The sequence below is a fragment of the Teichococcus deserti genome (genome assembly GCF_001982615.1).
In the GTDB taxonomy this organism is placed as follows: Bacteria; Pseudomonadota; Alphaproteobacteria; order Acetobacterales; family Acetobacteraceae; genus Pseudoroseomonas; species Pseudoroseomonas deserti.
The window spans coordinates 1-11,237 of sequence record NZ_MLCO01000076.1 but is presented as its reverse complement, the minus strand read 5'-3'; the positions used below and the strand labels follow the sequence as shown (position 1 = coordinate 11,237).

The following is an 11,237-nucleotide window of genomic DNA, read 5'->3' as shown; positions in this document are numbered from 1 at the left end:
GCTCAGGCCCTGCGCGATCACCACAGGGTCGGCGGCGCCTCGGCCTGCCCGGCGCCGCCGACCCTGTGGTGATCGCGCAGGGCCTGAGCAAGCTGGCGCAGCGCACCGCCTGGGCCGCGCACGCCACGCCCTGGGCCGTGCCCTTCGCCCTGATGCCCGATCCGGCGGATGCGGCGCCGCTGGTCGCGCGGCTCGGCGGCTATCCCATCGTGCTGAAGCCGGCGCTGAGCCAGGGCGGCTCGCGCGGCGTCAGCCGGGTCGCCGGACCCGAGGGGTTGGCCGCGGCGCATGACTTCGCCCGGGCCGGCGGTTTGCCGGACAGCCCTGTCCTGGCCGAGACGCGGCTGCCCGGCGCGCAATTCTCGGCCGAGGCGGTGCTGCGCGACGGCCGCGCCCGGGTGGTGGCCATCGGCCGCAAGGTCAAGTCGCCCGAGCCTTACTGCGTCGACCTGGCCGTGCATTACGACGCGGCCGCCGCCGCCCTGCGCGACGAGGCCGAGGCGATGGTTGTTTCCCTCTGCGCCGCGCTCGGGTTCCGCGATGGCAGCAGCCATGTCGAGTTCGCGGCGACGCCCGCGGGGCTGCGGCCGATCGAGCTGGCGATGCGCTGCGGCGGCGGGCTGACCCCGGACCTGGCCGGGGCGGTTGGCGGCGCCGATCCCTTCCTGGCCGAATGCCGCCGCGCCTGCGGATTGGCGTCACCGCTGCCGCCAGCGCTGCCGCCGCAGGCCGAGGCCTGCTTCCGTTTCCTGCTGTTCCCGCCCGGTCAAGCGGTGTCGGTGGACATCCCGGCGGCCGTCCGCGCGCATCCCGGCGTGCTGGCTGCCGAGGTCTTCCTGCCCGGCGACGGAACGATACTGCCGCTGCGCTGGACCTCGCAGCGCAGCGGGCTGCTGGGCGTGGTCACGCCGCCGGGCGGCGGCGCCGTGGCCCTGGCCGAGGCGCTGGCGGCGCAGATCCGCCTGACCTATGTCGATGGCCGCAGCCTGCCGCCCTTGCCCTGTCCTCTCTGAGCCTGTCCTGTGTCGTGACGCTCAGCGTGTCATGACCGTCGAGAGCAGCGCCGCGGCGGCGCTGCCGTCGAAGCTGTCGCGGCCCCAATAGACCGGCTGCACCAGGCTGCTCAGGCCGCCGCTGGCGAAGGCCTTGGCTTCCTCGATGCTGCTCTGCGCCACATAGCGCTCGATGATCTTGCCGAGCTTGGCCAAATCCTTGAAGTCGGCGATGTCCATCCGCTGCTCCAGGATGGTCTTCTGCCGGTCGACGTCGATCTGGCCGAAGCTGTCCGGCAGGCCGAGCGCCGCCTGCACCACCGTCGCCAGGTTGCGGTCGGCGATGACGCTGTACCAGTTGGCGATCTGCGGCAGCAGGCGCTTGGCATAGACGGCGCGGCGCAGGCTGTCGGAGCTCTGGCCCAGGCTTTCCTCGAAGCGGGCCTGGGTGAACTTGGCGACAATGGCGTCGATGGTGGCGCTGTCGGTCACCTTGGGCCCGCCGCTGCCGGCGACCCGCTGGCTGCCGGCGCTTTCCGACAGCAGATAGGCGCGGGGGGTGCTGTCGGGATCGGCGATGAAGGTGAAGTCGCTCTTGCCGCGGCCTTTCGCATCGCTGAAGATGATCTTGACGCCGAGCGCCTGGACGGTGATGTCGCCGCGCCCGCCATCGGCCTTCTGGAAGGCAGCCTGCAGCGCGGCGGCGATGTCGCTGCGCTTGGTCATCCCCTCGAGGTTGACGCCCTCGACCTTCACCCCGCCCATGGTGCCGTTGAAGCTGGTGAAGGTCTGCCCGGTCATCACCCCTTCCATCTGCAGCGTGGTGCTGGAGAGGACGGCAGGGATCTCCGGGATGCTGATGCCGCCATAGTTCAGGTCGGCCGCGATCTGCCGGTAGCGGTAGTCGACCATGCGGGCGGCGGTCGAGCTGTCGTCGTCGGGATTGCTGTCCAGCACCTTGCGCATCAGCGCGTCGAAGCCGATCTGCTTGTCCAGCCCATAGGCCTGCAGCACCATGGCCTGCAGCCGGCGATCGGCCAGCAGCTCCTGGGCGGTCAGCTTGGTCGGCAGCTTCTCGCGCAGATAGGCGATGTCCCGCTGCAGCACGGGATCCTTGGTGAAGGCCTTGAAGTCGGCCGGCGTCTTGCTCTGCAGCAGCTTCCAGCCGGCCAGGCCGGTGGGCACGCCGATGGCGACGGCGCTGACGCTCATGCCTCGGTCGAGAGGTGCGAGACCCCGCCCTCCTCGTCGCTCGGCTGATAGCCGGCAGGCAGGCGCAGGATCACCCGGTCGGTCTCCGGGTCGCGCAGCTCGGAATAGAGGCGCATGGTCTCGGCGTCGAGGCGCACGTCGAAGCTCGGGCTCGGCGGCGTCACCTGCTTCTGCCGCTCGGGCACCTGGAGCTCGGTGCTGGCGGGGGCCGGGTTGGTGGCCTCCCGCTCCTCTGTCTCGACCCGGGCCGGGCCCTTGGCCGCAGGCTCGGGCGCGCTCGCCTGCTTCTTCACCGATTGGGTGGCTTCGATCATGGAGGCTGCTCCTGGGTTCGGCTTTGGACCGGGTCGGCGAGGGTTTCTCCCGCAAACGTCAGGCTACACTTACCGGGACATTTTCGCATCACTGGGCGGGTGCCTCAGGGCTGCATCCCTGAGGGAGAGCTCGGCGGTCGCCGGCGGGCGCGGCGTGCCGTCGCGGCGGAAGCGCTGCGGCGGGTCGAGCTCCAGCAGCACGGATTCATACATGACCAGGTCGCGCAGCGCGGCCAGCGCGCGATAGGTGTTGCCGTGGCGCATCTGCTGCTCCGCCTCGTCGAGCAGCAGCGTGTGCTCGCTCTTGAGGAAGACGCCGCGCAGGCAGGCGACCTGCTCGAGAAAGGCGTCGATGCTGCCGAGCGAGGACTGCGCGTTCAGCAGCACGTTCTGCGCGGCGAAATAGGCGCGGCGCACCGGCGTCGAGGCATCCTCGGGCAGCAGCACATCCTTCTCGCGCACGATCTGCGCCTTGGTCTCGACCATCAGATAGGCACGGCGATCACCATTGGTGACGACGGCGCCATTGATGAACAGTCTTTCTCCGGGGGCCAGCTTGAGGATCAGCGACATCAGCCAGGTCCCGTCCTGCCGGCGGCGGTGTTGCTGTCGGAGGTGGCCCGGTCGCTATAAGCCCGGTCGCTGTGGGGCCGGTCGCTGTGGGGCCGGTCGCTTTCGGTGCGATCGGGCTTCAGCCCGGCCATGACGGCGCGGTTGACGTCGCAGAGCGCGCGCGGGCTGCGGCCTTCGCGCAGTACCCGCTCGCTTTCGGCGAAGACCCAGCGGGTCAGCGACAGCAGCCGCGCTTTCAGCACCATGTCCCAGCCATTCTCGTCGCTGGCCAGGTCCGTGGCGAAGGCGGTCCAGACCATGCGGTTTTCATGCAGGGCGGCGGGCAACTCGGCGGGGCCGGCCTCGGCGAGGCTCGCCGCCTCCAGCAGCGCGGTGGCCCGGGCCAGGACGCGGTATTCGATATCCCGCGGGTCCTCCGTGCCCCGGATGACCGAGCCATAGGCCGTGGCGGCGCCGCGCGGGCGGTGCAGCGGCGCGGGGGGAAGGCTGTCTTGGGCGGCGGTCAGCATCGGATTCTTCCTCGTCACCTACTGGCTCGTCCGGGCGGCGTCCCGGGACGGAGCCCGGACGCCGCCCTTCGGGGCAGGCCGATCGGGGGCGGGCCTCGCGGCCAGCCCCCGCCTCAGCGAGGCGGGACGCGGCGTTGCGCCGCGCCCCCCTTCGGCTTAGCGGAAGAGCGCCAGGATGCTCTGCGGCGCCTGGTTGGCGATGGACAGCGCCTGGGTGCCGAGCTGCTCCTGCACCTGCAGCGCCTGCAGCCGCGCCGCCTCTTCCGACATGTCGGCATCGACCAGCGCGCCGAGGCCGGTGGTCAGGGTATCGACCAGCTTGTCCAGGAAGTCCTTCTGCAGGTCGATGCGGGTGCCGGCGGTGCCGAAGGCCGCCGCGGCGTTCTCGACGTCGAGCGTCGCCTGGTCGATCTTGTCGAGCAGGGTCTGGTAGTCGGTCTTCGAGGAGTTGAAGGAGAAGAGCCGGTCGGCCACGCCCGAGGCCGAGAGGATCGACAGCTTGCCGGTGACCGCGTCGACATAGACGCCGAAGCTTTCGCCGGCCACCGCATTGGTCGTGGTGGTGGCGTTGGTCGCCGAGACGAAGTCGGCCGTGGCCGCGGTGCCGACGCCCTCGCCGGTCAGCGCCACATTGGCGGCGCCGGTGGTCAGGGCGGTCTTCAGCGTGTTGGCGATGTCGAGGCCGGAGACATTCGGGTTGGTCACCTGGCTGGCGGCCACCGCGATGACATAGACATTGTCGTTGTTGCTGTAAGCGCTGTCGCCGACCAGCAGCTGGCCGGTGGTGTAGTCGTCGGAGACCACCTTCAGCTTGTAGATCGCCGTCTCGGCACCGTCATTGTTGGTCAGCGTCGAGGCGACCTTGATTTCGAAAGTGTCGCCGAGCTGCAGCGGCACATTGGTGAAGTTGACGTCGAGCCGGCGCACGCCGCCATCCAGCGACGTGACGCCCGAGAAGCCGGTGCCCAGCGCGCCGGTGCCGGCCGACATCACCAGCACATGCGAATAGGTCGTCGCCGCGCTGACCGTGGAGCCGAAGGCCTCGACCGTGTCGCGGTCCTTGGCGCTGATGGTGATGCTGTTGGTGGTCAGCGTGGTGCCGGCCGAGGCCACGCGGTCGGCCTGGAACAGCGCGCTGAAGCCCTTGTCGGCGTTGAGGTAGTCGGTCAGCGTCTGGATGTCGGTGATGTTCTTGCCGACTTTCACCGTCAGCGTGCGGTCGGTGCCGGTGGTGTCGACATATTTGAAGGCGAGCTCGTTGCCGTTGTTGATGCCGATGGTGGCGCCCACCGTCAGGGTGATCTTGGCTGTGCCGTCATTGGTGTTGACGAAGGTCTGGTCGGCACGGGACAGCACCGTCAGGCTCTTCAGGCCTTCCAGCGTCGCGCCGTCCTCGATCGCCAGGTTGCGGCTGACGACATTGGTGTAGGCGGCGGTGGAGACGCCGTCCTGCTGGTTCACCGAGGTCAGCACGCGCTGCGTGTCGGTGTTGTTGACCAGGTTCACCCCCTTGAAGGAGGCGGAGGCGGCGATGCTGCTGATCTGGGCGAGCGCCGCGTCGATGTCGGCCTGCACCTGCGCCTTGTCGACCGCCGGGTTCTGCGCCGAGCTGACCTTGGTGCGGATGGTCTTCACCAGGTCGGCGATCGAGGTCGCCGCCGTCTCGGCCGTCTTCAGGATGGAGGAGGAGACCGAGAGGTTCTCGCTGACCTGCTTGTAGTTGGCGATGTCCGACCGCATCGAGGTCGCGACGGCCCAGGTCGCGGCATTGTCCTTGGCGGTGGCCACCTTCAGGCCGGTGGAGATGCGGTTCTGGGTTTCCAGCAGGTTCCGCTGCGTGACCTTCAGCGACTGCAGCGCCGTCAACGCGCCATTGTTGGTGAGGATCGAGCTGACCATGAATTGCGCCCTTCGAGGGTTCCGGTTCCGGGAAGCGCCTTCTGACGCGGCTATCGCGGCGGGTGGGCCCTTTCCGGGCGGCAGCGACGCGCGTTTTTAGCATTCCTCGAAATCGCGCCACAAGACTGATTTGTGCCGGATTCGAGGACCTCCGCAGCCCTGGCTCAGCCGTTTCGCGCAGCGGCTTGCGGCAGGCTGCCGGCGACGCGGCGCAGCAGGGACGGCCAGTCGTCGTCATGGCCGCGGCGGTGCAGGCGCAGCCCCGGATACCAGGGCGTATCGGACCGTCCGATCTGCCAGCGCCAGTCCGGCGCCAGCGGCAGCAGCAGGTCGCAGGGCAGGCCGAGCGCGCCGGCGAAATGCGCGACCGAATTGTCGATGCTGACGACATGGTCCATCGCCGCGACCTGGGCCAGCGCCGCCTCGAGATCGGCGCGCGGATCGACGTCGGGGTCGATCCGCAGCGCCAGCCCGGCCGCCGCCGCCTCGGCCGCGAGCTGCCCCGGGTCGCCGTATTGCAGGCTGACCCAGCGCAGCCCGGGCACGGCGAAAAGCGGCGCGAAGGCGGCCAGCGGGATGTTGCGCTTGTAGCCGCTGCGCGGATGCGCCGTGTACCAGGACAGGCCCAGCAGCGTCTCGCCTCCCTCTGGCGCGTAGCGGGCGCGGAGCGCGGCGCGGCGCGTTGGATCGGCGGTCAGATAGGCCCGGTTGCCGGCGAAGTCGGCCTCCTGCCGGCGGAACAGCCGCGGCAGGCTGGCCATCGAGATCTGCGCCACGATCTCGGGCGGCGGCGGCGCGCGGTGCAGGAAGCGCAGCGCCGGCATGGCGCGCAGCAAAGCGGGCTCGAAGCGGCGGTCGCAGATCAGCGTCAGCCGGTGGCCGGCAGCCAGCAATTCGGGCAGCAGCGAGCAGAACATCACCTCGTCGCCGATGCCCTGCTCACGCCAGACCAGCACCCGGCCGTCGCCGGGCAGCGCCGCGCCGTCCCAGGCCGGCAGGCCGAAATCGTAATGTGCATCCGCCTCCTCGCGGACGCGGCCCTCATAGGCGTCCCAGCCCTCGGCGTAGCGGCCGTGCAGCAGCAGCAGCCGGGCCAGGTTGGTGCGCGGCAGGGGATCGTCGGGCAGCAGCGCGGCGGCGCGGCGGGCGAGCGGCAGGGCCTGCTCCGGCCAGCCCTGCAGCGCCAGGAGGTTGGCCAGATTGGTCAGCGCCGAAGGATCCTCGGGCTGCAGCGCCAGCGCGCGGTCGAGCGCGGCGCGGGCGGCGTCGAGCGCGCCCTGCTGCCGGCGCAGATGCGCCAGGTTGTACCAGGCGTCGCAGTAATCCGGGCGCAGCGCGCAGGCACGCTCGAAGGCCTGCGCCGCGTCCTCGGCCGCGCCCTCCGCGGCGCCGCATTGCAGCGCCAGCCCCAGGCCGAACCAGGCCTCGGGCTGGGCGGGATCATCGTCCAGCAGGGCGCGCCAGGCGGCTTCGGCCTCGGGCCAGCGCTCCTGCTCCTGCAGGGTGATGGCCAGGTTGGCGGCCAGGCCCGCGGCCGCGGCGCCGGCGGCCCGGGCCGCGCGGAAAGCGGCCTCGGCCTCGCTCCAGCGCTCCTGCGGCATCAGCGACAGGCCGAGATTGTAGCGCGCCTGGGGATGGTCAGGTTGCTCTGCCAGCAGCGGGCGCAGCGTCGCCTCGGCCTCTGGCGCGCGCTTCAGCAGCAGCAGGGCATGCGCCAGGTTCAGCCGGGCGGCGGCGAAGCCCGGCTGGCGCGCGACCGCGGCGCGGAAGGCCTCCGCCGCGCCCTCGGCGTCGCCCAGCTCGGCCAGGAGATTGCCCAGGTTGAACTGGCTCTCGGCCGCGGCCGGCTGCAGCGCGACAGCGCGGCGGCAGGCGGCCAGCGCCTCGGGCAGCCGGCCCAGCGCGCGCAGCGCCATGCCGAGGTTGCGGTGATACTCCGCCGCCCCCGGCCGCAGCCTCGTCGCGCGGCGCAGCGCCACGACCGCCGCCGGATGCTCGCCGCGCTGGTAATGCAGCAGGCCCAGCAGGTTCTGCGCATCGGCCTGGCGCGGGCCGCGCTGCAGGATGGCGCGGTACAGGGGCTCGGCCTCGGCCAGGGCGCCGGCCTGGTGGTGGCGCATCGCCGCCTGCAGAAGGGCGGCCGGGGGCGGCGCGGCAGCGGCGGCCCGAGAGGGCGCCGGGGGTGCGGGCGGCACCGCTCAGGCGGTCCGGTCGAGGCTGGCGGCCAGGGTATGCCGCAGCGGCCGGCGCCGCGGCCCCTCGGCAGGGCCATAGAGGCCGGGATCGGCGGCCTGCTGCAGGTCGTGGCGCAGCCGCTCGCGCAGCCCCTCCAGCGCTCCGGCGACGGCGCCCAGCACCATGGCATTCTCCTCCGCCGCGCGCATCATGGCGCGCAGCGCGGCGCGCTCGGCCTCGTCACGCGGCAGGCCCTCGGCGCCCAGTGCCGCGGTCAGCGCCGCCAGCGCCTGCCGCTTCTCCTCGATCAGCCCGTGCAGCGCGGGCAGCGCCACCTGGCGGGCGGCGGCGGCCTCCTGCTGCAGCGCGCGCTGCAGCCGGGCGGCGGCCTGGAGCAGGGCGCTCATGGCCGCAGCCGGTGCGGGGGATGCGCGGCCATGGCGGCGCGCCCGCCCGAGCGGGCGGCGATGGCGCGCTCCAGCGCGGTGCCGAGGCCGAGGCCGCCCCGCGCCACCAGCGCCTCGCCCAGCGCCTGGTCCATGAAGCTGTCGAAGGCGTCGCCGCCGGTGCCGCGGCCACCGATCCCCTCCTTCTGCGGCGGCCAGGCGGCGCGCAGCAGCTCGGCGGCGAAGCTGGCCTCGAGCTGGCGCGCCAGGCGGCGCACCTGGCCCGGGTTCGGGGCGCCGCCCGGGGCGGGTTGGCCCGGTCCTGGGCGCGGCGTGGCGGCGGGTCTGTCCGGGGCGGCGTTCTGCGTCACCGGCTGCATGCGAATGAGCCTCCCGCTCCTGCGATCGTGATTCGGGGCTGCGTCATGGCGGGACGTTAGCAGGGTATCAGGAAATTTTCGCATAATGTCGGCCTGCGCCGGCCTCCAGAAGGGACGGCTCCTTGATCTCCAGAAGGAGCAGCTCCCCGAACGCCTCCCCCTTGCCGGGGACGAGCAGAGGAACCGACGCCATGAGCGAGCATGACGACCGGTACATGGACGACGAGCCGAAGCGACGGCATCAGGTGCGCCGCCGCGCCCTGGCGGTCGAGCTGCGCGGCGAGTTCGACCGCCGGCTGATGGCGGGCGAGGAGATCACCGCGCTCGCCCGCGCCTTCGGCATTGAGCCCTGGTATGCGCAGCGCCGCGCCAAGCGGGTGATGAGCCGCGCCACCAAGGGCCGCGAGGCCTCGCCCTTCCTCTCCACCTTCAGCGAGGTGGAAGACGACATGACGCCGATCCAATATGCCTGCTGCGTGCTGGGCCTCCGGGTGCGGCCGCTGCGCAACGGCTACTACATCCTGGACGGCTTCCAGGCCGGGCCCAAGGAAGTGACGCGCGCCGCCAACCGGCTGCTGCGCGAGCGCGGACTGTCGGAAATCCCCTATCCCGGGCTGACGCCGCTCTATCGCTGAGCGGCGCCGCGCCTCGGGCTGCATCTCGGGGCCGGCGTCAGGCGGCGGCGGGCTTGCCGATCAGCATCTCTTCCGGGGTGCCGCGCAGCTCGACCTCCAGCGCGACCAGGTCGGTCACCCCCTCGGCGGAGAGATCGTCCACCGCCTCGGCCGCGGCCTGGCTGACCTGGGCCAGGCTCTGCAGCGCGGCCTCGGCCTCGGCGACCAGGGCGGCGGTGCTGATGGCGCTGATCACCGCGGCCTCGCTGCCCGCAGCGCCCATCGCCACGCCCATCGCCACGCCCATCGGGGCGGCCATCGGGCCTGGCGGCATCAGCGGCGCGGCGGGACCTGGCATCGGCGCGCTTTCGGCCGGCTCGGGGTCGCGCTGGCGGTGCAGGCCGCGCACCCGGGCGCCGCGCTCGATGCTGATCTCGTCATAGAGCAGCTCGGCATCGAGGGTCGCGGTGCGCACCACCTCGATCTCCCGCGCCACCAGGCTGCCGCGCAGCGTGCCGCAGATCCGCGCGCGTTCGACGGTGACGCTGCCCTCGACCAGCCCGCCGGGCTCGATGAACAGCACCGGCGCCTGCAGCCCGCCGCGGACCACGCCCTCGACCCGGACGGCGCCGCGCGAGCGCAGCCGCCCCTCGAGCTCGCTGTCGGCGGCGACCAGCATGATGCCGCTCACCGGACTGGCGCCCGGCGGGAGACCTGCCGGCCGTGCCCGCTCGCTGCGCGGCTCGATGCGCTCGGCGCCGCGGGGCAGCGGGGCATCGCCCGCCAAGCTGTCCGCCAAGCTGCCCGCCAAGCTGCCCGCCGGGGTGCCCGTGGGCAGGGCCGGCTCCGCGCTGAGATCGATACGTTCATAGGTGATGCGCGGCTCCGCGCCGCTCGGCCTGCCGAAGATGTTCATGTCCGGTTCCCGTTCTAGGAGATGCCGCCTGGAAAGCCGCCGGCGCCCTGGACAGGATGCGCCGCCCTTCCCTCATAGGTTTTTCGCACAAGCCCTGCAACGTTTTTCGCAGTCGATGGGGCGAAAGGTCTCAGCTCACCAGGGCGGCGCGCGCCCCGGCCAGGCCCAGCACCTCGTCCAGGTGCTGCCCTTGGGCCAGGGCCTGGGCCAGCGCGGTCAGCTGCAGCGCCGGCGCGGCCATGCCGGGCCGGCCCAGGCGCTGTGCCAGCCGCGCCAGCCCGGCGGCGGCGGCGGCGGCCGTCAGGCCGGGCAGCAGGGGTGCGGCAAACGGGACGTCCTGGCCGGGCAGCAGGCCCGAGGGGACGGCGACCACCTGGCCGCCGGGCAGGCGCAGCTGGCCGCTGCGCGCCTCCGCCTGGCCATTGCAGCAGGCCAGCAGCGTCTCGGGCGCGGCGGCGGTGCTGAGCATCAGCGCCACCAGCCGGCCCATGGTGGCGCTTTCGGCCGACGCCCAGCCGATTGCCTGCGCGCAGGTGGCCTCGTCCAGCAGGCAGAGCCCGTCGGGGGCGGGCTCGGCGAAAGGATCGTCGAGGGCGGGGATGTGGAAGTCGCGAAAATGCTCGAGCGCCGCGGCCAGTGCCGCCTGCTCGACCAGCATTTCCGCCGTGCAGCCCAGCGCCGCCTGGCGGCGGGCGCGCAGGGCGGCGAGGTCCACCGGCTGCAGCGCCGCCAGCGGCAGGGCGCAGTCGGGATCAGCCATCAGCGGCGCCAGCCGCTGCAGCGGCGCGATCTCGGTGCCGCCCTCGCTGCGCGGCAGGGTGCCCTGGTCGATCGCCCAGCGCCGCAATGCCTCGGCCGCGGTGCCCAGGAAGCGCTTGGTGCCGATCCGCACCATGCAGACCCGCGCGGCCAGCGTCGCCATGGCCGCCCAGTCCTCAGCAGCGGCGCGGTCGGCGAAGGCCTCGCGCTGGAAGGCCGAAGGCCCCTGCCCCACCGCCACCTGCCAGGTGCCATCCCGCCCCGGCCGCACGCGTGTCACCATGGTCGAGATCCCTTCTGCTGATGGCGGCCGCGCAGCACCCGGGGCGCTGCTGCCGGAATTCGTGGCAGAGCCACCGGGACAGGGCCGCCCCGGCCGCAAATCATGGTATTTCGCAGATCATGCGCCCCTGCCCCGCCCTTCCCGTGCTGACGGGCCGACCATGCCACGCCGCCGGTCACGCCGGCGGCGGGACGTCGGGGCGGCGGGGAACGGGTCATGCGGTGA

Annotated in this window: 12 protein-coding genes; 2 read left to right on the top strand and 10 right to left on the bottom strand. The window is 72.4% G+C overall.

Features of this window, described 5'->3' with window-relative positions:
• Positions 1-1,013 (top strand): ATP-grasp domain-containing protein (locus BKE38_RS09585; RefSeq protein WP_131829548.1); only part of this gene is annotated, 1,013 nt, incomplete at its 5' end.
• 21 nt (positions 1,014-1,034) lie between these two features.
• Here the strand turns inward: BKE38_RS09585 and BKE38_RS09580 are convergent.
• From BKE38_RS09580 to BKE38_RS09545, 8 genes are all read right to left on the bottom strand, one after another.
• Entirely contained in the window at positions 1,035-2,204 is a 1,170-nt protein-coding gene (locus tag BKE38_RS09580) for a DUF1217 domain-containing protein (RefSeq protein ID WP_076957098.1), read from the bottom strand.
• Positions 2,201-2,518 (bottom strand): hypothetical protein, encoded by a 318-nt coding sequence (locus BKE38_RS09575; RefSeq protein ID WP_076957097.1) that lies wholly within the window; start codon positions 2,516-2,518, stop codon positions 2,201-2,203. Before BKE38_RS09575 ends, BKE38_RS09580 begins: the two co-directional genes overlap by 4 nt.
• Before the next feature lie 69 nt (positions 2,519-2,587).
• Complete coding sequence (locus BKE38_RS09570; RefSeq protein ID WP_076957096.1) at positions 2,588-3,091, bottom strand: flagellar biosynthesis repressor FlbT; 504 nt, start codon at positions 3,089-3,091, stop codon at positions 2,588-2,590.
• Entirely contained in the window at positions 3,091-3,600 is a 510-nt protein-coding gene (gene flaF, locus BKE38_RS09565; RefSeq protein WP_083747422.1) for a flagellar biosynthesis regulator FlaF, read from the bottom strand. Before flaF ends, BKE38_RS09570 begins: the two co-directional genes overlap by 1 nt.
• A 156-nt stretch (positions 3,601-3,756) precedes the next feature.
• Positions 3,757-5,499 carry a flagellin N-terminal helical domain-containing protein gene (locus BKE38_RS09560; RefSeq protein WP_076957095.1) on the bottom strand — a complete coding sequence of 581 codons (1,743 nt, stop codon included), beginning with the start codon at positions 5,497-5,499 and terminating at the stop codon, positions 3,757-3,759.
• Between the two features lie 164 nt (positions 5,500-5,663).
• Positions 5,664-7,619: a tetratricopeptide repeat protein gene (locus BKE38_RS09555; protein WP_076957094.1), complete on the bottom strand. Its 1,956-nt coding sequence runs from the start codon at positions 7,617-7,619 to the stop codon at positions 5,664-5,666.
• Between the two features lie 78 nt (positions 7,620-7,697).
• Positions 7,698-8,081 (bottom strand): hypothetical protein, encoded by a 384-nt coding sequence (locus BKE38_RS09550; protein ID WP_076957093.1) that lies wholly within the window; start codon positions 8,079-8,081, stop codon positions 7,698-7,700.
• Positions 8,078-8,440 (bottom strand): rod-binding protein, encoded by a 363-nt coding sequence (locus tag BKE38_RS09545; RefSeq protein WP_165694153.1) that lies wholly within the window; start codon positions 8,438-8,440, stop codon positions 8,078-8,080. The genes BKE38_RS09550 and BKE38_RS09545 overlap by 4 nt, the downstream gene beginning before the upstream one ends.
• 191 nt (positions 8,441-8,631) lie before the next feature.
• Here BKE38_RS09545 and BKE38_RS09540 point away from each other — a divergent pair, with 191 nt between their 5' ends.
• Positions 8,632-9,075, top strand: coding sequence for a hypothetical protein (locus tag BKE38_RS09540; RefSeq protein WP_076957092.1), 444 nt, complete (start codon positions 8,632-8,634; stop codon positions 9,073-9,075).
• A 37-nt stretch (positions 9,076-9,112) separates the two neighbouring features.
• Here BKE38_RS09540 and BKE38_RS09535 read toward each other — a convergent pair whose 3' ends face one another.
• Positions 9,113-9,970, bottom strand: a complete 858-nt coding sequence (locus tag BKE38_RS09535) for a bactofilin family protein (protein ID WP_076957091.1) — start codon at positions 9,968-9,970, stop codon at positions 9,113-9,115.
• A gap of 130 nt (positions 9,971-10,100) precedes the next feature.
• On the bottom strand, positions 10,101-11,012 hold the full coding sequence (locus BKE38_RS09530) for a hypothetical protein (protein ID WP_076957090.1): 912 nt from the start codon (positions 11,010-11,012) through the stop codon (positions 10,101-10,103).
• Positions 11,013-11,237: the final 225 nt, after the last annotated feature.